The sequence below is a fragment of the Aromatoleum bremense genome (assembly GCF_017894365.1).
In the GTDB taxonomy this organism is placed as follows: Bacteria; Pseudomonadota; Gammaproteobacteria; order Burkholderiales; family Rhodocyclaceae; genus Aromatoleum; species Aromatoleum bremense.
In genome coordinates this window covers 25,224-46,422 of record NZ_CP059467.1, presented here as the reverse complement: position 1 = coordinate 46,422, position 21,199 = coordinate 25,224, and the positions used below count along the sequence as shown (strand labels likewise).

Below are 21,199 nucleotides of genomic sequence, written 5' to 3'. Positions count from 1 at the left end.
TTTCGCTAGAAGAAATGTAGCCTTTGGAGGGCACATTCTCAAGAGTCTTGTTGTTGGCTGGGGCAGCAGTATGTCACTGGCGGTCGGAGGGACTCATGCGCACCGTCGTCGAAATCCTTCCGATCGGTGGATCGAACATAAGAGCCCCGGGCCGGAGGCCGTACCAGTTCGAGGGGCTGACTGGTCACGCAGCTTTGAAGAGCCGGTCGAGTCACAACGTTTCTACGTATTGTGGTTCATGATCAGGGTCTTTCCAAGCTTCACCTGCTCCTCATCGGGCTTCGATTCGCCGGGGGCAGGGTGATCGGCCAGATGCGGTAGACCGCCACTGAAACACGGGACGGGTAGGTCATTCGCGTAACAATGTGACGGTTGGTCGCATAGTGGGGGGGCGACGAGGCCCGATCCGGTCGCTTACGCCGGCTCCGTTATGCGCCAGCGCTGAACGTCCAAAGAGCCTCCGACGGATTTGTCGGCCTGGCGCGACTCCTGGCTCTTGCTCGCAAGGCCGCTGACCGTCAGCTTGAGCTTTTGGCTCGGGTGAAACGTCACGACGCGGCGCGCGGACACCCGCGCCGTCTCACCGGTCTTCGGGTTGCGGCCCGGACGCTCGGGCTTCTCGCGCAGCTGAAATCCGCCGAAGCCCGACAACTTGACGTCCTCACCAGTTTCGAGCGAAGCGCTGATTTCCTCAAAAAAGGCCTCGACCATCTCCAAGGCTTCCCGCTTGTTCAGTCCGACGTTTTCGACGACGACCTGGACGATTTCAGCTTTTGTTAGCGTCATGTTCTTGTCTTTCTATCCCTTAGCCTGGCCGCGGCGGCTGGGCGGTTGTCGCCTATAGTGCCACTGTCTCGATCTCCGGCTGATATAGCACTTTTACCGCGGCGAGGTAAAGCGCCTGACTGCTGAAGGACGAAGGGCGCGCGCGGCGGCACGTCGAAATGCCTTGCGATGCCGAAGCTCGTGGGCGGACGAAATCCAAGACGAGGGTACATGTCCTTGTGTCCGAGGACTTCCACGGCGACGTAGATCTCTTTGGTATGTCTCCTTGAGTACTTCCGCAGCATATGTGGCATCACTCGGCGGCCACCGTTCGTATCCTGCAAAGTTCGTAAGATCCGCGGAGCGGCCACGCCGTTGTCCCGTCAGTGTGAGCTCGCGCGCACACCTGCCGATGGAGGGACGCGACGGCGCGAAAATCACGGTCGGCAGGGGAGAGAGACCGCGTGGTCGCGCCGTCAATCTCATGGCTGGGACCGCGTGACTCAAGCGACCCCAATACGGGTTCGGAGACGTTCGGGCGGCAATGCCAAGTGGGCGTTACCCTGCCGACTGAACGGGGGAGGGTAATACCCTCAGGTGGTTTCGACGAAGCCGGTGATCTCGAGGCCGAAGCCGGCCATGCTCGGGATCTTGCGCGGGCTCGCGAGCAGGCGCATCTTGCCGACCTTGAGGTCGCGCAGGATCTGTGCGCCGACGCCGAACAGGCGTGCGTCCCACTTCACCGGCGGGTTGTCGTCGCCACGCAGGCCGGCAAGCAGTTCGGTGCCCGACTGCGGGCGGTAGAGCAGCACGATCACGCCCTGCTCGGCCTGGGCGAGGCGTGCCATCGCCTGGTTGACCGGGAAGCTGTGGCGGCCGCTGTCCGGGTCGAGGAAATCGACCACCGAGATCGGTTCATGCACGCGCACCAGCGTCTCGCGGTCGGGGTGAATTTCGCCGTGCGACAGCGCGAAATGCACCTCTCCGGTGGTCTTGTCCTCGAAGGCAGCGAGACGGAAGCGGCCGTGCGGGGTGTCGACGTCCTTTTCCGCAACGCGACGGATCAGGTGCTCATGCGCCGAGCGATACTGGATCAGGTCGCGGATCGCACCGATCTTGAGGCCGTGCTCCTTCGCGAACTCGACCAGATCGGGCAGGCGCGCCATCGTGCCGTCGTCCTTGAGAATCTCGCAGATCACCGCCGCGGGTTCGAGTCCGGCGAGCGAGGCGAGATCGCAGCCGGCCTCGGTGTGGCCGGCACGGATCAGCACGCCGCCGTTCTGTGCCATCAGCGGGAAAATGTGGCCCGGCTGGACGATATCGGCGGGTCGGGCGTTGCGCGCAACGGCTGCCTGCACGGTGCGCGAGCGGTCGTGGGCGGAAATGCCGGTCGTGACGCCTTCGGCGGCCTCGATCGAGGTGGTGAACGCGGTGCCGTGCGGCGAGCGGTTGTCGCGCACCATCAGCTGCAGGTCGAGCTGCCGGCAGCGCGCTTCGGTGAGCGTCAGGCAGATCAGGCCGCGGCCATACTTGGCCATGAAGTTGATCGCTTCGGGCGTGACGTGCTCAGCGGCGAGCACGAGGTCGCCTTCGTTTTCGCGGTCTTCTTCGTCGACCAGCACGACCATGCGGCCGGCGCGGATCTCTTCCACGATTTCGGGGATCGGGGATAGGGTGGTTATTGTGTGCTCTCCTTGCGCCAAGTCAGCATGCTCAGAGCCCCTCCAGTTGAAGATGTCGCATTCCATTTCAAGTTGTCTTGCTTGGCGAGGGCGACAACTTCGCGGCCGACTTCGGTCTGTCGACGGATGCGACATCAAATTGCTCGCGGCAACCGAGTCCGCGAGAGTTGTCGATGAAGTAAAGCCTCGCAGGTCGAAGTCTGTACCAGGCAATCTTGTTCATAGCTGCCGCAATTGCTCCATTCATGTGGTCGCGGGTTGTAAAAGTGAACTTGCGGGCGAAGAGGTTGGCTGCGCGCACGCTATCCAGTGCGTTCAACCGCAGTGCTTCCCCCTCCAGTTGGATCCCCCGGATTTCTTGCCACTCGGAGTAGTCTTCCTGCACGGTCGCGGCAACTCTCGGGTCTCTCTCGAGGTTGCGTGCATGCCGTGTGCTTGGAGCCGAAAGGAAATACAGGTCCGCTCCGTCATTTACATAGAATACTGCCGCTGCCCAAGGTCCCTCGGGACCTTGGGTCGCGAGCGTCATCACGTGGTGGTGCTCGAGATAGGTGAGCGGTTCGTTGCGTGGATCGGTTTGCATAATGGGATCACATTTCGCGCAGTGCCCGAGACACGTCGGCGTTCTGGGCGCGGTCGCGCAAGGCGTGGTCCATCAGCACGAGTGCCAGCATGGCCTCTGCAATTGGGACTGCGCGTATTCCGACGCAGGGGTCATGTCTTCCATGCGTCTTGATCACGGCGGGGGCCCCCGTGACGTCGACGGTCCTTCCCTAAATACGGATGCTCGATGTGGGTTTGAGCGCGATACTGGCAAGAATGTCCTGGCCTGACGAAATGCCTCCTAGCGTCCCGCCCGCCCGGTTGCTCGCGAATCCGTTCTGCATGATTTCGTCGCGATGTTCGCTGCCCCGCTGCTCGACGCAGGCAAAACCGTCACCGATCTCCACCCCTTTGACGGCATTGATACTCATCAGTGCGTGTGCGATATCGGCGTCGAGGCGGTCGAATACCGGCTCGCCGAGTCCCACCGGCACGCCGCCGGCAACCACGTTTATGCGGGCACCGACTGAATCTCCGTCCTTACGCAATGCGTCCAGGTAGTGCTTGAGCTCATCCACCCTTGATGCATCGGGGAAAAAAAACGGATTGCGACCGATCTCGTCCCAGTCCACGTGCGCCGCGGCAATCGACCCCAGCTTCGCCAGGTAACCGCGGATATGCACCCCAAAGCGTTCCCTCAAATACTTCTTCGCGATGGCTCCCGCTGCGACCCGTACAGCAGTCTCGCGCGAAGATGATCGGCCGCCACCCCGGTAGTCCCGTACGCCGTACTTCTGCTGATAGGTGTAGTCGGCATGGCCGGGGCGAAAAAGATCCTTGATCCGGGCATAGTCCTTTGAGCGTTGATCCGTGTTGCGAATCAGGAGGCCTATGGGCGTTCCGGTAGTACGTCCTTCAAATACTCCGGACAGGATTTCTACCTTGTCGTCTTCGGCTCGTGCGGTCGTATAGCGCGATTGGCCTGGCTTGCGGCGGTCGAGATCGGGCTGGAGATCCGACTCTGACAACTCGAGTCCCGGAGGGCATCCGTCCACCACGCCCCCCAGTGCGGGTCCGTGACTTTCGCCGAAGCTGCTTACGACGAAGAGCTTGCCAATCGAACTTCCCGACATATCTACTCCGCAAGGCCGCCAGCGCGCATCGAGGTGCGAAAGCTGACAACGCGATCAAAGCACGCTGCCAGCCAGAAACTGTAGGTCTCCGGATGTTCGCGCAGATCGGCGGCCAACTGTTTTGTCTCCATCCACTTCCAGTCGTCGGCCTCTTCCGGATTCAAAACGGGCTCGCCATCATGATCACCAAAAAATACATGATCATATTCATTTTCAATTAGTCCATTGTCGAACCGCGTCTTGTACGCGAAACTGAAAACCTCCTGAAGTTCGCAATTCACGCCCATTTCCTCGCGCAGTCGGCGTTGTGCTGCATTGGTGGTGTCTTCATTCGGTCTCGGATGGCTGCAGCATGTATTGCTCCAGAGCCCACCTGAATGATATTTCGTCGAGGCGCGCTTTTGCAGCAGGACCTGGCCGGTACGGTCGAAGACGAATATGGAAATCGCGCGGTGAAGCTCGCCGCTGCGATGCGCCGCCATCTTGTCGGCCACGCCGACTTGATTGTCATTCAGGTCAACCAGTATCACTTGGTCTTCCATAAGCGCTCCATATCTGAAAAACAGGTGCTACAGGGGTTGCAGTGTCACTCGCCCTGCAACGGTATCCACGCCGTGGCTATGTCCAGCATACAGACTCGTGTTGGGCATGGTGGCCGGGTCGTGCGCCTTGTGTGGCTGAATCTATTCATCAGAGTGAAGATTGGCAAGCCTCTGGTTGGCATTAATGTTTCAATATGTGGACATTCATAAGAAAGACTGCCATGAGTGACAACGTTTCTCCTAGTTCTGGAGCATGGGGCGTCCGGCATGCGGCACATGTTTGCGCATCATCGCGTCATCGCATTACGCAATGACCGCGGTGTGCGCCTGGTGGATATCTTCGCCTTTGCGAGGCTTGAGCGGCCGACCGTACATCGGATATTGAAATGCCTGATTGCAGAGGGCTGTCCGGGCGGGTTGTAGAGACGTGCCGCTACTTTCCGGGGTGTCTGATCTTCGTGTCCGGGCGTGCTGCCATATCCGTCTTCATACGGACAAGTCGGGTGGTGTGACTGCGGCGTGAAGTTGGATCGCCCCCGGGCGTGCCTGTGTCTGCCTGTCCGCAGGTGCACGTTTCATCCGCTATTGCCCATGGCGCTCTGAAGAAGTTCAATATGTGGAACACGAATTGAGTATGGTGGGTTGTTTGTGCACGTGCACATACATAAAGTTAGCAGCACGCCGCGAAAACAGTGCATCAGGGTGTGTGGCGACGATTAAATGAAGTCCGAAATGTGGACTAATGCAATGGAACCGGTGTCGCTTTCAATTCTTGTGCGAGGGATCAAATGAAAAGACTGATTGTGGGCGTCACCGGTGCGACGGGGGTGATTTTCGGCGTTCGCCTGCTCGAGGCGCTGAAGGCGACGGATGTCGAAACGCACCTTGTGCTGAGCAAGTGGGCGATCCAGACGATCGAGCACGAGACGCCGTACACGGCGAAGCAGGTTCGCGCGCTGGCCGACGTCGATCACGTCGAGGGCAACATGGGGGCGTCGATCTCGTCGGGCTCGTTCGTCACCGAAGGCATGGTGATCGCGCCGTGTTCGATGCGCAGCCTCGCGGCGATTGCGCACGGCACGGGCGACCACCTGGTGCACCGCGCCGCGGACGTGATCCTGAAGGAGCGTCGCCGGCTGGTGCTGGTGGCCCGCGAAATGCCGCTGAGCGACATTCATCTGGAGAACATGCTGAAGCTCTCGCGCATGGGGGCGACGATCATGCCGCCGATGCCTGCGTTCTATAACCATCCTGCGACGCTCGACGACATGGTCGATCACGTGGTGGCGCGGATACTCGATCAGTTCGGGATACCGGCCGAATTTGCGCGGCGGTGGGAGGGGGAGATGCGCGGCAAGAAAGTCGCGCAACTCCAGCCGCAAAAGTAATCCGTAACCCTCAATTTTCGACAAAATCAGTGGAGGCAGTGCGATGAACGATCTGGCAACGAAGGGACTTGGCAAGGCGGCGGAGCGGGTGGGCGAGAAGGACCTGCGCGCGGCGCTGGAGTGGTTCCGCAGCAAGGGCTATCTGGTCGAAACGAACCAGGAGGTCAATCCGGACCTCGAGATCACGGGCTTGCAGAAGATCTTCGACGGCAGCCTGCCGATGCTGTTCAACAACGTGAAGGGGATGCCGCACGCGCGTGCCATCACCAACCTGTTCGGCGACATCCGTGTCGTCGAGGAACTGTTCGGCTGGAAAGACTCGCTCGAGCGGGTGAAGAAGGTCGCCCACGCCATCGATCACCCGCTGAAGCCGGTGATCATCGAGCAGGGCGAGGCGCCGGTGCAGGAGGAGGTGCTCACCAGCGATCTGGACGTGAACAAGTGGCTCACCGCGATCCGCCACACGCCGCTCGAGACCGAGATGACGATCGGTTCGGGCATCTCGTGCGTGGTCGGCCCGTACTTCGACGGGGGCAGCCATATCGGCTACAACCGCATGAACTTCCGCTGGGGCAACGTCGGCACCTTCCAGATCTCGCCGGGATCGCACATGTGGCAGGTGATGACCGAGCACTACAAGGACGACGAGCCGATTCCGCTGACGATGTGCTTCGGCGTGCCGCCGTCGTGCACCTACGTCGCCGGTGCGGGCTTCGACTACGCGATCCTGCCCAAGGGCTGTGACGAGATCGGCATCGCCGGTGCCATCCAGGGCACGCCGGTGCGGCTGGTCAAGTGCCGCACCATCGACGCCTACACGCTGGCCGATGCCGAGTACGTGCTGGAAGGCTACCTGCACCCGCGCGACAAGCGCTACGAGACTGCCGAGTCGGAGGCGGCCGACATCCAGGGGCGCTTCCATTTCCACCCCGAATGGGCGGGCTACATGGGCAAGGCCTACAAGGCGCCGACCTTCCACGTCACCGCCATCACGATGCGGCGCCGCGAGAGCAAGCCGATCATCTTCCCGCTCGGCGTGCACACCGCGGACGACGCCAACATCGACACCTCGGTGCGCGAATCGGCGATCTTCGCGCTGTGCGAGCGGCTGCAACCGGGCATCGTGCAGAACGTGCACATCCCGTACTGCATGACCGACTGGGGCGGCTGCATCATCCAGGTGAAGAAACGCAACCAGATCGAGGAAGGCTGGCAGCGCAACTTCCTCGCCGCCATCCTCGCCTGCTCGCAGGGCATGCGGCTGGCGATTGCGGTGAGCGAGGACGTGGATATCTACTCGATGGACGACATCATGTGGTGTCTGACCACGCGCGTGAATCCGCAGACCGACATCCTCAATCCGCTGCCGGGCGGGCGCGGCCAGACCTTCATGCCGGCCGAGCGCATGACCTCGGGCGACAAGCAATGGACCGCTTCGAACACCCAGTTCGAGGGCGGCATGGGCATCGACGCGACGGTGCCGTACGGCTACGAGAACGACTTCCACCGCCCGGTATATGGCGTCGATCTGGTCAGGCCGGAGAACTTCTTCGACGGCACGGACATCGACAAGATGAAGTCGCGCATGGCCGGATGGGTGCTGTCGCTGGCACGCACCGGACGTTAAGAGACCACCAGGACGACAAGGAGCGCCCATGTTAAGCGCATACCGGGTCCTGGATCTCAGCAACCGCACCGGCTGGCTCGCCGGGCGGTTGCTGGCCGATCCATGCTTTGTTACGTGGGCGGCCAGCTACCTACACAAGAGATCCTGCCCATGAACCCGGTGATTCACTATGGCTACGGCATCTACGCAATCGATGCCATGTATATTCGACCTGGTCTCGCAGCGATTTATTTGATCGTTCAAAACGGCCGTGCTGCCATATTTGACTGCGGGACAAACGCTTCGATACCACAAGTTCTTTACGCCCTCGAATCCCTCGGGGTGTCCACGAGCGGGGTCGAATATGTCGTTCCGTCGCATGTCCATCTTGATCATGCCGGAGGTGCCGGCGCGATGATGGAAGTCTTTCCGAATGCCACGCTGGTGGTGCACCCGCGTGGCGCAAGGCATATGGCCGACCCGTCGAGACTGGTGGAGGGGGCCCGGTCAGTTTACGGAGAAGCAACGGCGCAGACGCTATATGGCGATCTCAAGCCTGTGCCGCTCTCGCGAATTGTGGAGGCCTGCGACGGAATGGTGCTGGACCTCGCTGGACGAATTCTCTCCGTGCTGGACACGCCTGGACATGCAAAACATCATATTTGCTTGCGGGACAACCGGACGGGGCACATTTTTGCGGGCGACGCGTTCGGTGTTTCCCATCGTGAGCTCGATGTCGAGGGTCGCGCATTCGTCTTTGCGCTGACATCGCCAGTGCAATTCGATCCTCAGGCAATACACGCGTCGATAGACAACGTTCTCTCGGAACGACCCGGAGCAATCTATCTCGCGCATTTTGGGCAGGTGACTGACGTCCACCGCCTTGGAAGTGATCTGCACAGGCTGGTTGATGCCCACTGCACTGTGGCGTGGAAGGTGAACGCCGATGGGAAGGAGGAGCGGCATAGCCGTCTTGTCGATGTGTTGCGCCAGCTGTTGGTCGAGGAGCGAGTCCGTCAGGGATGGCAGATCGGCGACGCCAAATTGTTCGACATGTTCAGCGACGAACTGGACGTCAATGCCCAAGGGTTGGAAGTTTGGCTAGACAGTTTGAGCTGATGCTCGGCGGTGTGAGATTGGTCGGCAAGCGTGGAGTCCAACGGTTTAAGCAGCTATCTTTTCTGAATAGAATTTCTGAGTGAAAGCAGCCGGCGACAGGTAGCCCAAACGCGCCTGCCTGGCAGGGCAATCGCACCGTCCTGTCATAACTCGAGGCGCTCATATGGCCAGCCCAAGTAATTGTTCCCGGAAGTCGTCTTCCATGCAGGCGAGCAGTCGCTTGGACTTGATGCTGGCCTTGCGGGTGGTGTTATGGCGCAGCAGGTTCAGTACGATGTGGCGCAGCACCACGAAGTTGTTGGCCGCATAGCCTCGGCGCACCCGGGACTGATCATCGTTGAACTGCACATCGAGCGACCAGTGAAGCTGATGGCAAGTAGGCCGGGGGAATCGCACCCCCAGCCTCTCACAGAACGGTGCGTGAACCTCTCGATTCACACCGCTCCCATCAAGCGAACGCACCGACCATCCCTCGTTGCCAGTGCACGAAGAGGTACGCCTGCTTTTCGGCGAGACCTTCGAGAAAGCGAGCCGCGCGTATCTTGTGACCCTTCAGCCGTCTGTACTTCTTCATCGCCCACGCTCGCAGCGTCATGTTGAAATGGCGCAGGACGGGGTACATCGCCGAGCGACAGAACTTGCCGTAATACTCCAGCCAACCCCTGAGGATCGGGTTATGCAGGCGTGCAATGTCTGCCAGACTCAGGTCCGTTCGATTCCGATAGTTCAGTTTGCGTGTCTTCTGCCGCATTGCCGTGACCGCCGTGCTGCTGACCGCAGGGGTGAAACTGACGAACAGGCTGTTCTTCTTGCTGTTCTTCACCGTCCGCGCCCGAAAGGTGTATCCGAGGAAATCGAACTGCGTGTTCGGATACCTTCCTTTGCGGCTGCCGTCTTTGCAATAGATGACCTTGGTCTTGTCCGGATGCATTGTGAGGGCACACTGCGCGAACCTCGCATCGAGCGCTGCCCGCAGGGCCAGCGCTTCCTGTTCAGTCCGGCAATGCACCACCCCGTCGTCGGCATACCGGCACCAGGGGTTATCCGGATAGTGCTTCGTAATCCAGACGTCAAACGTGTAGTGTAGAAACAGATTGGCCAGCACCGGACTGACGACACCACCCTGTGGGGTCCCCTTGGTACGTTCCTCCAAGGTTCCGTCCGCATGTTGCAGCGGCGCCGTCAGCCAGCGCTTGATGTACAGCATGGCCCACTCACATTTGACATGCTTCCCGAGCGCCCGAAGGAGCAGCGCGTGGTCGATGTTGTCAAACAGGCCCTTGATATCGAATTCCAGCACCCAGGGATACTGCCAGCAACGCTGACGCGTTACCGCCACGGCATCCAGCGCCGATCTTCCGGGACGATACCCGTAGGAGTCCGGCAGAAACCGCGCCTCGAGTTCCGGCTCGATCACCCGCTTGACCACCATCTGTGCCACGCGATCGGCCACTGTCGGAACGCCCAATATGCGCACCCCACCATTCTTCTTCGGAATGGCGACCGCTTTGACCGGCGGCGGAAAGTAGCTTCCCGAGGACATCCGATTCCAGATCTTGTAGAGATTGCCCTTCAGATCCTGCTCGAACGCCTCGATCGACTGCCTATCCACACCGGCCGAGCCCGCATTGGCCTTGACCGCTTGATACGCCTCGTACACTTGCCACTTGTCGATGGCAAATGGTTTTGTTGCACTCATCCGTCTCCTCCTGTTGCCAGTTGGACGCTGAATGCAACCGCTTGACTCGACCCCTTCGCTCCAGCCGCATTACCGGCCTTCATCACTACTACGGGTCGATCCGTCCCAGTGCTGCGCATCGGTACTCTCGCCTCGTGGTTTCTGCCACTTGTGCTTCTCCCTTGACATCGCAACGACTGGTTCCCGCAGTTCCGCACGGAAGCCTGGATCAGCTTCACGCCCCCTATACGCCGGCCGCCGCTTGCCCAGTAATCAGGTGCCCGGCAAGCTTGTCCCAGGAAGTGGAAACGCCCCTGGTTTTGACGACAATTCTTTGGATAACGACGCGTCATCGAGGGTTCACTTTCGTTCGTCTCTCTGATCCTTACCTGCTCGGGGTACGTCCCCGACGCTTTGACCCCAACGCTCACCACCGACGGCTCTTGACCGCAGCAGCTTGGGGTGGTTTGAAGCCCGCTCCTGAAAGCCGACTCCGAGGGACCTACCCTCATCTTCCGTGCAGCTTCGACACAGTTTGTCGGTTCATGCTGAACTTCCTTGCTGTGTGCCTGCGGCACACTTTCGACCGCCCAATGGCTGCGCACGGCCTGCGCGATTCTGGCGGCATCTGCGGGCAGGGAACTGATGTAGTAATGGCGCTCGACGCTGGTCTTGCCGTCGACGGTGCGTTCGCGCTCGACGAGCGCAAACGATTGCAGCCCGGCCCACTGCTCGGACTTGTACAACTGGCTGACCGCATCATAGGCCCAGCAGCGGCGCACCTCCACACGGCCGTGGCCCTTGGTTTGTTCTTCGAAATGCGAAGCCGGCGCGATCTTTTCCGCCACGCCGGCCAGGGTGAGCAGAATCGAGTCGGTCAGCGTGGGGGGGTTGTCTTTGACGCACAACACGTAGTCTGCGCCACGACTACGGATGGTGCGGGCAATCGCTGCCTGGGTGCCCATCGCATCGATCGTGACGATGGTGCCTTCGAGCGCCAGCATGGCGAGCAACTCGGGAATCGCTGTTATCTCGTTGCTCTTCTGATCGGTGGCGCGCTGCCCCAGCACCAGACCCATCCCGGCGGCAAAGGCGCTGACCATGTGCAACGGCCCCGACGTATCCTTGCCGCCACTGCGCCGACTGGTCTTGCCATCGATGGCCACCACGCTGTCCGGCGCCAGCGCCGGCACCAGCACGCCCACCCAGCGCAAAAAGGCCGCCTCGAAGGCCGCGGGATCGATCATCGCGAGCACCCGGCAGAACGTGTCATGCGAGGGCACGCCCGCCTTGAGCTTCAGGAACTTGCGCAGCCAGGCCAGGTTGGACTTGCCCCACAGCGCCACATCCACGAAATCGTTCGCCCCGCACAGCACCGCGCACACCGCCACCGTCAGCAACTCGGACAGATCGTGCCTGGCCTGCCGCTTGCTGCGCGGGTCGGGTACCGACACGAACACTTCGCTCACGGGCATCAACTGGCCTGTCTTCATGGGAGTCCCAAAAAGACAGTAAGCTACACAAAATATGACGTTGTGAACAGGGGGTCGCTAAGTCAATGATCGTAAACCGTTTACCTGTATTGCCTATGCAATATATATGCGATTGCCCTGCCACCGCCGGGCAGTTGCTCGGCGATCTGGCCGGCCTCGACAGCGATTCGGCGCTGCGCTACCGGCTGCGCCGCTATGCGGCGCCCGATCTCCTGGTAATCGATGAGGTCGGCTATTTGTCGTACTCGAACCGCCACGCCGATCTGCTCTTCGAGTTGATCAACCGGCGTCACGAGAAGAAGAGCACCCTGATTACGACGAACAAGTCGTTCTCGGAATGGTCGGAAGTGTTCCCCAACGCCAGCTGCGTGGTGGCCATGATCGACCGCCTCGTGCATCACGCCGAGATCATCGCCATCAAGGGGGAATCCTACCGGCGCAAGGAGGCACAGGAGCATGCCGCCGCCAGATCCAGCAAGCGCAAGGCGAAGGAGGCGCCGTGAAACGACCTCATCAACCGTCCGGCCTGCACCGCGGCGTCGAACTAGTCATCGATCCCCACTGGTCGCCCGAGCAGGCATTGGCGGTCATCGAGTTGCTCGATGATCTGCGCGACCGGATCTGGGCGCACTACGAACTCGCGCTGGTGACCAAACTTCGTGACGAACGTGTCAGCCGCAACGACGTACCGACGACCGATCCGCCGTTCTGAGCCGAATCAAACCTTCACTACCCAGGGGCCCCAGTGGTCCCTGTTTCGTTTCCACCCGCCGCCCGTGTCGACGCCACAATCCACCGCCATTTATTGCCGCCAGATTTGTGCGGATTCACGCCGCCGCTAACACTCGTCCGAGACAGCCCACCAACGCGTTTCCCAGAAGGGCTTCCCGCGGACTTCGTCGAAGTGCAATCCGCCGCCCTCGAGGGCCCCCTGGGAGACTTCGACGATCGTGCCATCCGGGTCGAGAAGTCCGACGAACTCGAACATCACGTCGAGAATGATGCGCGCCAGCTTGTGCTGGTAGGTCGGGGCATCATCCGACGCGTTGAGCGTGACATCGCGAATGCGAACCACGGGCGTCCCGGAGAACAACGGGCGATCAGTCGTCGGCATATGTCACCTCCTACGGAATCCGCCGAACCGTGGCGCCGGTCGCCCGTGGTCGCGTTACGAGTGGATCCGATATGCAGTCGCGGACTATAGACAAAGGCGCCGAGCGAGGCGTCATTGCGGTCGCCACGGAACAAGCGCTGACTGTCGGTGTGTCAGGTCGCCTCCCTTTAGGCCATCGCCTGGCCGGTTGATTCCTTGACCCCGCCCTACTGCGCCTTCTTCCGTGACGCTGGCAGCAAGCCAGCGCATCGCAGCGTCTGGGAGGGCAATTCGTTGAATTTCCGTGCGTAGGCCGCCGTGAAGTGACCCAGGTGGCTGAAACCCCAGGTCAATGCGACGTCGGTCACTGTCGCGGGCCGGTTTTCTTCCTTGGCGCGTAGGAGATCCAGGCGGACGCGTTCGAGCCGGACGTTCCTGAGGAACGCCATCGGAGTCGTGTCGCGATAACGCTGGAAGCCCGTATGAAGACTACGCGTGCTCACCCCGACATGTGCGGCGACTTCCTGGACCGTGATTGCCTGATCGGCATGGGCACAGATGAATTCTTCCGCGCGCTTGACGTAGTAAGGCGCCAACGCGGGCGATGGGCGCAGCAGTTCGTCGAGATAGTTGTGGGTCTGGCCGGTCAATAGCGCGGACATCAGCAGCTGTTGAACCTGCGCAGCGATGAGTGGGTGCGCAATCGTGCTGCACAGGAATGCGGGCGATGAGGCAAGAAATCCGACGACGCTCTCCCAGCTCGACGCGGATTGCCGACGCAAATCCATGCCGAGCTCGAACTCCAGCGGCCGGTTCAGCTCGTGCCCGAGATGCGTGGCGCATGCGTCCTCCAGCATCTTGCGGTCGACGCGCACGATCAACTGCTCGCAGTCGTCGTGCCAGCGGATCGACATCGGCGCCACCGGGCCGACGATGGAGGCGACATCCGGCGTCGATACGATCTTCTGCTGGCGTGAACTGACTTCCGCCGTCCCCTGCAGCGGCATCATCACGAGGTAGAAGCTGTCGAAGGGCTCGGACGCAATCGAGACGTCCGCGCCGTAATGCAGCAGATTCAAGGTCGTGGTCGATGCTGGCGAAACGGGCATGTGGTCGAGCCGGGCGCTCAGTCGCTGCTCGCGGCCCACGACGCCGAGCCGGTGGGGTCGGAAAACCTCCCCGACCCGGGTGCACGTTTCCTCGACATCGTCCGCGGCTGCGATCAGACGGTGCGCCGCGAGGCAGGTCTTCACGCTACGAGCGTCGATCAAGCCGGCCATCCTGTTTTTCCTCCTGCAGCTTCTCGCCGTGCCGGCGCACCTGCAAGTTCCGGCGGTCACGGGACAACGGCCTCGCTTCAAGGATAGCGCAGATATCGCCCCCGGTCGCAAAGTGACCGCGTGGATGAGGCGCAGCCAAGGCAAGGCCAGGGCCCCTTCCGCAAAGTCCGCGAGAGCACCGCAACGGTGCACGCAGGAACAAGAAGTCTGCACTCCCGGCCGGGCGGCTGGTGCGAGCGGACCGTAGCATGCGGATCAGCATTCACGCCGTGAGCCGATGCGAAATGCATCGCAGGGCGAAAAGAATTTGGCGTGACGTTCCCCGGACGAGGGAACGCGCGCCGGCGAATAGCCAACAGAGGAGATGGAAGATGAAGTCGATCGCTATCGTCGGTGCCGGTCAGTCCGGCCTGCAACTCGGCCTTGCACTGCTGCAACACGGCTATGAGGTCACGCTGATTTCGAATCGCACCGCGGACCAGATCCGCGCCGGCAAGGTGATGTCGAGCCAGTGCATGTTCGACACCGCACTGCAGATCGAGCGCGATCTCGGTCTGAACGGTTGGGAGGCGGACACCCCGCAGATCGAAGGCTTCGGCATCGCGATTGCCGATCCGGACGCACCGCGCCGGAAGCAGATCCACTTCGTCGCTCCGCTCGATCGCTACGCGCAATCGGTCGATCAACGGGTCAAGATGCCCGCGTGGATGGACGAGTTCGAACGGCGCGGCGGACGCCTGGTGATCTGCGACGCCGGCATCGAGGATCTCGAAGCGTACGCGGCGGCGTACGACCTCGTGATCGTCGCCGCCGGCAAGGGCGAAATCGTGAAGCTCTTCGAACGGGACGCCGAACGCAGCCAGTTCGACCGGCCGCAGCGCGCGCTTGCGCTCACCTACGTGAGAGGCGTCGTACCGCGCAGCCCGCTGCCGGGCATCTCCTTCAACGCACGACCGGGCCTTGGCGAACTGGTGATCTTTCCCGCGCTGACCGTCAGCGGGCAGTGCGAGATCGTGTCCTTCTTCGGCATCCCCGGCGGACCGATGGACTGCTGGTCCGACGTCGTGACACCGGATCAGCACCTCGAGAAGACGCGGTGGCTGCTGGATACCTTCTTCCCGTGGGAGGCGGACCGCTGCCGCAACATCGAGCTCACCGACCCGAACGGCATCCTTTCCGGACGCTTCGCACCGACCGTGCGCAAGCCGCTGGCGCGCCTTCCCTCGGGGCGCGTCGTGCTCGGCATGGCCGACGCCGTGGTGGTCAATGACCCGATCACCGGACAGGGATCGAACAACGCCGCGAAGTGCGCCACGTCCTACCTGAAGTCGATCCTCGAACTCGGCGAGCGCGCGCCGACGCAGGAATGGATGACGCAAACCTTCGAGCGCTTCTGGGCCTATGCGCACGACGTCAGCGCGTGGACCAACGCGATGCTGTTGCCGCCGGAATCGCACGTGCTGAATCTGCTCGGTGCGGCGGGCAAGGTCCCCGATATTGCCCGGACGATCGTCAACGGCTTCGACGACCCCCGCAAGCTCTACCGGTTGTGGATGGATCCGCTGGCCTGCGAACGCTACGTCGGGAGCCACACCGGCAGCCTCGAAGTGACCGCGTGACCAGGGAGAAGCCGCATGAATGCGATTGCAACCCCCGCGGTGTCTGCGCCGCAAACCACAAGTGACGGCCGCGAACTGCGCCACGCCTTCGGGCAGTTCGCAACCGGCGTCACGGTTATCACCGCACGTGCGGCCGATGGTCGGGCGATCGGTCTGACGGCGAACTCGTTTTCGTCGCTGTCGCTCGATCCGCCCTTGATCCTGTGGAGTCTTGTGCAGCGTTCGCCGAACCTGCAGGCCTTCCTCGACGCCTCGCACTTCGCCGTCAATGTGTTGCGCGAGGACCAGGAGGCGACGGCACGGCAGTTCGCAACGCCCCTGCTCGACAAGTTCGACGGGATCACATGGCAGCCCGGTGCGGACGGCGCTCCCCTCCTCGCCCACAGCCTCGCGCAGTTCGAGTGCCACATGGTGCGGTCGCATGAGGGGGGCGACCACGTGATCTTCATCGGTCACGTCGAGCGTTTCCGACGGTTTTCCGGTCGCCCCTTGCTGTTCCATGGCGGCGCGTTTCAGCAGATCGCTTCTGAAGAGCAGGCTTGTGCGTGAGGGAGCCATGCGGTCATCAGTGGGCTGCGGGCAAAATACGGCAAGCACAGCTTCCCCTCGCGTACGTCGTCCGGCACCGAGGTCGGGCTACCGAATGCAAGCCGGCTGCCGGTTGTGAATATTCCCTTCGGGTTCGCTTATCAACCGAACGACCGCCTGACCGTCGGTGCCGCACTCGTTGGAGGAAGATGTGATTTCCGTACCCGTATTGCTCAAGACTGCGCGCCTTGCGCAGTGGAGCGAAGCAATCGGCGAGAACTTCCTGCCGCTGGAGTTCCGGTGCCACCGTCATGCCGATTTCCATGGCACGGCGCGGATGGCTTCGATCGGGGCAGGACGGGCCACCGAGATTTGCGCATCGGCGCAAAAGGTGGCGCGTACGCCCCAACTCGCGGGCCGTTCGGACAGCGCGTACGTGAAGGCGCTATGGCAGCTGAATGGCGAGACTTTCCTTGAGCAGGATGGTGCGGCGGCACGCCTGGGGCCCGGAAGCTGGGCGACCTACGACGCGAGTCGCCCCTACGCGCTGGAACTCAGCGCGAACTCGCATTTCATCACGTTGCTGATGCCCTGGAGCGATAAGGACGAAACGCCGAGACTCGTACGCCGCCTCGCCGCATCGGCGCTGCAGACCGAGGGGTATGCACGGGTCGCCCTGGATTTGCTGCGCCAGATGTTGCACGCGAGCAGTCCAATCGATGCGTTCAGCGGATCCCTGCTACATCAGTCGCTGATGAACATGCTTCAGGCATCACTGCGGTTGGAGCTGATGTCGCGCGTCGGCACGGATGCGCACTGCGGCGACCGACTGTCCGCGGCACGGAGCCATATCGACCGGCACCTGCACGATGCGACTCTGGAGCCGGCCACTGTGGCGCGCGCGCTGAACATGTCCCGACGCAGCCTGTACAACTTGTTCGAGCACAGCGGCGACAGCCCCTGCGCTTACCTGCAAAGGCGAAGACTCGAACGCGCCCGGGATGCCCTCGCCGATCCACTCCTGGCGCGCAACCCCATCACCACGATTGCTTACGACCATGGCTTTTCCGACGCCGCGCATTTCAGCCGCCGGTTTCACGAGCGCTACGGGGAAAGCCCTTCCGCTTACCGGCAGCGCGTCGCCTCCAAACCGGCGACCGAACGCTGCCTCGCAGGCGTGCCTCCGTGACGACGGAGTTTCTACCGCCACAACCCCCACCCCGAGGACATTCAAAATGAGAACGACTTCGCAATACGCCGATCCCGCCGCCACACAGACCTACCGCTTCACCCGCCTCCAGCGCCTTATGGTCGCCCATGGCGTCCTGATCCTCTTCATGACCCTCGTGGCAGGACTGGGACTGTGGATGTCGCTCGTCGGTGGCTTCGAGTTCATTCCCGGCTCCGTCATCGAGTTTCAGATTCCCGGCACCCCTGAAGGTTGGGCGCGTGCCCACCGCGGCACACCGCTCAACGCCTTCATGGTGATCGCGGTCGCATTGATCCTGCCGGGCCTGGGGTTTTCGGCGCGCGCGCAATCCCTGCTCGGCTGGACCATCGTCGCTACCGGTTGGTCGAACACCGTCTTCTATTTCTTCTCGAATTTCGCGCAGAACCGTGGCCTCACGTTTGGCGCGAATCATTTCGGCCCGGGGAGTATCGAGAGCTTCATCGCCCTTGCCCCGGCCTATTTCTTCGGTGTCTTGAGCATGGTCGGGCTGATCGTGATTGCGCGAAAGGCGTTCAGGGATGAAGAGCCCTCGCAGACCGCCCCGGGCGCGATGCCGGTCACCGCTTCCAGGACGGATGCGCGAATGCACGAGAGCGTGGGCTGAGTCCCGCTCACATGCCGGAAATGATGGAATTCGTAACCCGCGAAACCGGCAAGCCGCTCGGTGGCCTGAACGGCGCCGGCATGGAGGTCGGCGCTTCGCCGGCGTGGACTCGTTACACGGCGTCGTTGTCATTGCCCGTCGAGATCATTTAGGACAATGACGAGGCGCGCGTCGAAGTGCATCGCAAGCCGCTCGGCGTAGTCGGCTCGATCACCTGACGCACCGCGGCGTCTCGAAACTGCTCGGTGTAGACCCGTTTCGGTATTCTCGTCTTCATTGCCCTGTCTTCCATGAAGCTTTAGAGCTCCACTTCATGGCGTCCGTTTTTCGGGGGCAACCTCACCATCACTAGGACCACGAACAACCACCCCTCGTCCGTGCCGACGTAAGTGATGTCGGCGAGCCAGATGCGGTCCGGCGCCTCGGCTTCGAAACGCTGCCCGAACAGATTGGGCGCCACCGCGAAGCGGTGGCGTGAATCGGTCGTGCGCACGAAGCGACGCCGCCGCTGCGCGCACAGCCCCTCGCGCAGCATCAGCCGGCGTACCCGTTTGGGATTGATTGCGAAGCATGCCGCCCGCAGATCGGCCGTCAGTCGCGGCCGTCCATACTTGCCGCGGTGGCGGTGGGCGACCCGGCCGCAATAGGCGATCGGCGACAACGGGCTGCAGCCGACGACGCGCAGGAAGCTCACGAAGGAAAACGGCATGCCGTATTTCTCGCGCTCGGCGAACACCCGGCGCAGGGTGTCGAACGTCTCTTCCAGCGGTGTCGCAGGGGCTGCCAGTTGGCTGACTTCCCGCAGCAGGCGCCAATGGAGGAAGACGACGTCCTCCTCGCTCCACTCGACGGGCGAGTCCTCGTCCTCGAGCAACTGCTCCGTGGCAGCGCGATCTGGAATCGCCGCCGGACGGTGACGGGAGGTGGCCGCATAGGGCGGCAATGCAGGCCCAACGGGTGCGGAGCGGGCGGCTCGGGGGGAAGGCGTGGATAGTGGCGGGTTCAGCATCGTTGTCTCCAATGAAAAGCAGGAAGCAACGTGCATCACGTCTGGAGGCGTAAGCTTATAGGGGGTGATTGAACGACCGGCCCGGAACCATCCGGGTCGGCGCTAAGGGAAGGAACTCCAAGGCTGGCAGGAACGGTCGGCGTGAGCCGCCGGGATCGGTGTGCCAGCTACCGATCGAGAAAGGCTTTCGGGGGAGGGCGCCGAGGGATTTCGATCCGCAATGGACCGTCTTCCGTCAGAACGGTCTTGCTGGTGACGCCGTTCCGGTGGTTGCCGACCTCGCCGGGTTTCTCCGCTCCGGGTGCGTAGCCTAGGTGATGACTGAGTTCGGCGCCCAGCGCGCGCTCGATCAGCGCCTTCTTGAAGGCCATCGACGCGGCATTGCCCGCCTCCGCGCTCATTGGCCCACGGACGAAACGGTCAATCAGTTCGTTCGGAATGGTGGGCAGCTCCGCTGCCGCTTTCTTCTGGCTCGTCTTGCTTGGCATACATGCTCCTTGGTGACATGTTATGCCTCACACACAAAATTTCTGAGCCTCTTGCAAAAAGCGCTCTGCGCGGGGAATTTTTTGCAGCGCGAGGCAAAGGCGGAGGGGGCGGGCGGCCATTTCTGGCATGATGAAGTTCTCACACAAACATCATAACGCCCGCAAAATGGATGCTATCGGACGCGCTGTAATCCTGCAACGGTGGAATGTGGTTCAGCACGAACTGCTGCCCAAGTTGAAGAACGAGGTGGGCGCACTGACGCCGAAGCTGGAGCGGGTCATCCACACCCTGGAATGGGTGCGCATCGAGGAATTCGTTTCGGCATCCTGGTGCGGTACGGGCCGTCCGCCCCATGAGCGCAGCTGGCTGGCGAATGCCTTTGTAGCCAAAGCCGTGTTGGGGCTGACGACCACGGTCGGGCTGATTGAGCGTCTGACGGTCGATCGTGCGCTGCGGCGCATCTGTGGCTTTGCGCTGTGCCGGAAACTGCCCTCCGAGTCCACGTTCTCGCGCGCGTTTGACGAGTTCGCCGCGGCGCGTCTGGCCGAACGGGTGCATGAGGCGCTCATCAAGGAACACCTTGGGAATGAACTGATCGGGCACCTCAGCCGCGACGGCACCGCGATCGAAGCGCGCGAGCGCCCGGCCCAGAGCCGGCGTGCAGCGGCGACCCCGGCGCCGGCGCCGGCGGCCCAATCGTGCTTGATCACCGAGGCGGCGCCGGCTGCGCCAACGCCCGCGGTTCCGGCGAAGAAACGGGGCCGCGGCCGCCCCCGGCGCGGCAAAGTCCGTGCCCCTGCCAAGGTTTCGCCCATCCAGCGCCAACGTCAGCAGAGCCTGGCGCAGATGCTCAAGGATATCCCCTCGGGGTGCGACCGTGGCACCAAGTGCAATGCCCAAGGGTACAAAGTCAGCTGGAACGGCTACAAGCTGCACCTGGACACCGCCGACTGTGGCGTGCCGATTGCGGCGCTGCTGTCGTCGGCCTCGATGCACGACAGCCGCGCTGCCATCCCCCTGTCGCTGATCAGCGCGCAGCGTGTCACCAACCTCTACGACGTCATGGATGCCGCCTATTGCAGCTTCGAGTTGCATGAGCACTGCCGCAGCCTCGGCCATGTCCCCTTGATCGACCACAATCCGCGTGGCGGGATGAAAGAGGCGTTCGAGCCTGCTGACGCGATCCGTTACAACGAACGCACCGTCGCCGAGCGCAGCAATGCGCGGCTCAAGGATGAGTTCGGCGGCAACACTCTCCGGGTCAAGGGCGGCACCAAGGTCATGGGGCACCTGATGTTCGGTGTCTTGGCGCTGTCTGCTGATCAGTTGATGCGATTGCGGCAATGACACTCCGCACCGCGACACCTACGCTGACATCGCTGCCATCGATGACGCAG

General features: G+C 62.0%; 18 protein-coding genes and 5 pseudogenes. 11 read left to right on the top strand and 12 right to left on the bottom strand.

Annotated features, from left to right (window positions below):
* Positions 1-486: 486 nt before the first annotated feature.
* The 5 genes and pseudogenes from pbN1_RS00210 to idi all read right to left on the bottom strand — a co-directional run.
* Positions 487-786, bottom strand: a pseudogene (locus pbN1_RS00210) (integration host factor subunit alpha); the annotation flags it as partial.
* A gap of 572 nt (positions 787-1,358) precedes the next feature.
* Positions 1,359-2,447 carry a bifunctional 3,4-dihydroxy-2-butanone-4-phosphate synthase/GTP cyclohydrolase II gene (gene ribBA / locus pbN1_RS00205; RefSeq protein WP_169202412.1) on the bottom strand — a complete coding sequence of 363 codons (1,089 nt, stop codon included), beginning with the start codon at positions 2,445-2,447 and terminating at the stop codon, positions 1,359-1,361.
* A gap of 67 nt (positions 2,448-2,514) precedes the next feature.
* A complete protein-coding gene (locus pbN1_RS00200; RefSeq protein WP_169202397.1) occupies positions 2,515-3,030 on the bottom strand; it encodes a pyridoxamine 5'-phosphate oxidase family protein in 516 nt (171 codons plus the stop codon).
* A gap of 7 nt (positions 3,031-3,037) precedes the next feature.
* Positions 3,038-4,123 (bottom strand): annotated as a pseudogene (aroC, locus tag pbN1_RS00195) (chorismate synthase).
* A 2-nt stretch (positions 4,124-4,125) separates the two neighbouring features.
* Positions 4,126-4,665 carry an isopentenyl-diphosphate Delta-isomerase gene (idi, locus tag pbN1_RS00190; protein ID WP_169202398.1) on the bottom strand — a complete coding sequence of 180 codons (540 nt, stop codon included), beginning with the start codon at positions 4,663-4,665 and terminating at the stop codon, positions 4,126-4,128.
* Positions 4,666-5,453: 788 nt separating this feature from the next.
* On the opposite strand from idi, the gene pbN1_RS00185 reads away from it, so the two are divergent.
* The 3 genes from pbN1_RS00185 to pbN1_RS00175 all read left to right on the top strand — a co-directional run bounded on the left by pbN1_RS00185 (position 5,454) and on the right by pbN1_RS00175 (position 8,778).
* On the top strand, positions 5,454-6,053 hold the full coding sequence (locus tag pbN1_RS00185) for a UbiX family flavin prenyltransferase (RefSeq protein WP_169202399.1): 600 nt from the start codon (positions 5,454-5,456) through the stop codon (positions 6,051-6,053).
* Positions 6,054-6,096: 43 nt separating this feature from the next.
* On the top strand, positions 6,097-7,680 hold the full coding sequence (locus pbN1_RS00180) for a UbiD family decarboxylase (protein ID WP_169202400.1): 1,584 nt from the start codon (positions 6,097-6,099) through the stop codon (positions 7,678-7,680).
* 150 nt (positions 7,681-7,830) lie between these two features.
* On the top strand, positions 7,831-8,778 hold the full coding sequence (locus tag pbN1_RS00175) for an MBL fold metallo-hydrolase (RefSeq protein WP_169202401.1): 948 nt from the start codon (positions 7,831-7,833) through the stop codon (positions 8,776-8,778).
* 159 nt (positions 8,779-8,937) lie between these two features.
* On the opposite strand, the pseudogene pbN1_RS00170 reads toward pbN1_RS00175, so the two are convergent.
* The 3 genes and pseudogenes from pbN1_RS00170 to pbN1_RS00160 form a co-directional block, all read right to left on the bottom strand.
* Positions 8,938-9,150, bottom strand: a pseudogene (locus tag pbN1_RS00170) (transposase); the annotation flags it as partial.
* Between the two features lie 76 nt (positions 9,151-9,226).
* Entirely contained in the window at positions 9,227-10,477 is a 1,251-nt protein-coding gene (ltrA, locus tag pbN1_RS00165; RefSeq protein ID WP_169202402.1) for a group II intron reverse transcriptase/maturase, read from the bottom strand.
* A gap of 557 nt (positions 10,478-11,034) precedes the next feature.
* Positions 11,035-11,949: pseudogene (locus pbN1_RS00160) on the bottom strand (ISAs1-like element ISAzo3 family transposase); the annotation flags it as partial.
* A gap of 65 nt (positions 11,950-12,014) precedes the next feature.
* Here pbN1_RS00160 and pbN1_RS00155 point away from each other — a divergent pair.
* On the top strand, positions 12,015-12,452 hold the full coding sequence (locus pbN1_RS00155; RefSeq protein ID WP_244857072.1) for an ATP-binding protein: 438 nt from the start codon (positions 12,015-12,017) through the stop codon (positions 12,450-12,452).
* Entirely contained in the window at positions 12,449-12,661 is a 213-nt protein-coding gene (locus pbN1_RS00150) for a hypothetical protein (RefSeq protein WP_169202403.1), read from the top strand. The genes pbN1_RS00155 and pbN1_RS00150 overlap by 4 nt, the downstream gene beginning before the upstream one ends.
* Before the next feature lie 126 nt (positions 12,662-12,787).
* On the opposite strand, the gene pbN1_RS00145 is transcribed toward pbN1_RS00150, so the two are convergent.
* Together pbN1_RS00145 and pbN1_RS00140 are read right to left on the bottom strand one after the other, a co-directional pair.
* Positions 12,788-13,063, bottom strand: a complete 276-nt coding sequence (locus pbN1_RS00145) for a PAS domain-containing protein (RefSeq protein ID WP_169202404.1) — start codon at positions 13,061-13,063, stop codon at positions 12,788-12,790.
* A 206-nt stretch (positions 13,064-13,269) separates the two neighbouring features.
* Positions 13,270-14,322 carry an AraC family transcriptional regulator gene (locus tag pbN1_RS00140; RefSeq protein ID WP_169202405.1) on the bottom strand — a complete coding sequence of 351 codons (1,053 nt, stop codon included), beginning with the start codon at positions 14,320-14,322 and terminating at the stop codon, positions 13,270-13,272.
* Positions 14,323-14,693: 371 nt separating this feature from the next.
* On the opposite strand from pbN1_RS00140, the gene pbN1_RS00135 reads away from it, so the two are divergent.
* The 5 genes from pbN1_RS00135 to pbN1_RS20905 all read left to right on the top strand — a co-directional run bounded on the left by pbN1_RS00135 (position 14,694) and on the right by pbN1_RS20905 (position 18,456).
* Positions 14,694-15,941: a styrene monooxygenase/indole monooxygenase family protein gene (locus pbN1_RS00135; RefSeq protein ID WP_169202406.1), complete on the top strand. Its 1,248-nt coding sequence runs from the start codon at positions 14,694-14,696 to the stop codon at positions 15,939-15,941.
* A gap of 15 nt (positions 15,942-15,956) precedes the next feature.
* Positions 15,957-16,490, top strand: coding sequence for a flavin reductase family protein (locus pbN1_RS00130; protein ID WP_169202407.1), 534 nt, complete (start codon positions 15,957-15,959; stop codon positions 16,488-16,490).
* A gap of 190 nt (positions 16,491-16,680) precedes the next feature.
* On the top strand, positions 16,681-17,658 hold the full coding sequence (locus pbN1_RS00125; RefSeq protein WP_169202408.1) for a helix-turn-helix domain-containing protein: 978 nt from the start codon (positions 16,681-16,683) through the stop codon (positions 17,656-17,658).
* A 118-nt stretch (positions 17,659-17,776) separates the two neighbouring features.
* Complete coding sequence (styC, locus tag pbN1_RS00120) at positions 17,777-18,304, top strand: styrene-oxide isomerase StyC (protein WP_210147607.1); 528 nt, start codon at positions 17,777-17,779, stop codon at positions 18,302-18,304.
* A 23-nt stretch (positions 18,305-18,327) separates the two neighbouring features.
* Positions 18,328-18,456, top strand: coding sequence for a hypothetical protein (locus pbN1_RS20905; RefSeq protein WP_280516169.1), 129 nt, complete (start codon positions 18,328-18,330; stop codon positions 18,454-18,456).
* Between the two features lie 146 nt (positions 18,457-18,602).
* Here pbN1_RS20905 and pbN1_RS00110 read toward each other — a convergent pair whose 3' ends face one another.
* A complete protein-coding gene (locus pbN1_RS00110; protein WP_210147606.1) occupies positions 18,603-19,178 on the bottom strand; it encodes an IS3 family transposase in 576 nt (191 codons plus the stop codon).
* A gap of 335 nt (positions 19,179-19,513) precedes the next feature.
* Positions 19,514-19,801 (bottom strand): annotated as a pseudogene (locus pbN1_RS00105) (transposase); the annotation flags it as partial.
* A gap of 166 nt (positions 19,802-19,967) precedes the next feature.
* Here pbN1_RS00105 and pbN1_RS00100 point away from each other — a divergent pair.
* A complete protein-coding gene (locus pbN1_RS00100) occupies positions 19,968-21,149 on the top strand; it encodes a transposase (protein WP_169204315.1) in 1,182 nt (393 codons plus the stop codon).
* The last annotated feature ends 50 nt before the right edge of the window (positions 21,150-21,199 follow it).

What these genes read in the sequence shown, in the direction of transcription:
- pbN1_RS00200 (WP_169202397.1), bottom strand. Translation starts at nt 3,030, where the DNA reads ATGCAAACCGATCCACGCAACGAACCGCTCACCTATCTCGAGCACCAC.
- idi (WP_169202398.1), bottom strand. Translation starts at nt 4,665, where the DNA reads ATGGAAGACCAAGTGATACTGGTTGACCTGAATGACAATCAAGTCGGC.
- pbN1_RS00185 (WP_169202399.1), top strand. Translation starts at nt 5,454, where the DNA reads ATGAAAAGACTGATTGTGGGCGTCACCGGTGCGACGGGGGTGATTTTC.
- pbN1_RS00180 (WP_169202400.1), top strand. Translation starts at nt 6,097, where the DNA reads ATGAACGATCTGGCAACGAAGGGACTTGGCAAGGCGGCGGAGCGGGTG.
- pbN1_RS00175 (WP_169202401.1), top strand. Translation starts at nt 7,831, where the DNA reads ATGAACCCGGTGATTCACTATGGCTACGGCATCTACGCAATCGATGCC.
- ltrA (WP_169202402.1), bottom strand. Translation starts at nt 10,477, where the DNA reads ATGAGTGCAACAAAACCATTTGCCATCGACAAGTGGCAAGTGTACGAG.
- pbN1_RS00155 (WP_244857072.1), top strand. Translation starts at nt 12,015, where the DNA reads ATGATCGTAAACCGTTTACCTGTATTGCCTATGCAATATATATGCGAT.
- pbN1_RS00145 (WP_169202404.1), bottom strand. Translation starts at nt 13,063, where the DNA reads ATGCCGACGACTGATCGCCCGTTGTTCTCCGGGACGCCCGTGGTTCGC.
- pbN1_RS00140 (WP_169202405.1), bottom strand. Translation starts at nt 14,322, where the DNA reads ATGGCCGGCTTGATCGACGCTCGTAGCGTGAAGACCTGCCTCGCGGCG.
- pbN1_RS00135 (WP_169202406.1), top strand. Translation starts at nt 14,694, where the DNA reads ATGAAGTCGATCGCTATCGTCGGTGCCGGTCAGTCCGGCCTGCAACTC.
- pbN1_RS00130 (WP_169202407.1), top strand. Translation starts at nt 15,957, where the DNA reads ATGAATGCGATTGCAACCCCCGCGGTGTCTGCGCCGCAAACCACAAGT.
- styC (WP_210147607.1), top strand. Translation starts at nt 17,777, where the DNA reads ATGGTCGCCCATGGCGTCCTGATCCTCTTCATGACCCTCGTGGCAGGA.
- pbN1_RS20905 (WP_280516169.1), top strand. Translation starts at nt 18,328, where the DNA reads ATGGAATTCGTAACCCGCGAAACCGGCAAGCCGCTCGGTGGCCTGAAC.
- pbN1_RS00100 (WP_169204315.1), top strand. Translation starts at nt 19,968, where the DNA reads ATGGATGCTATCGGACGCGCTGTAATCCTGCAACGGTGGAATGTGGTT.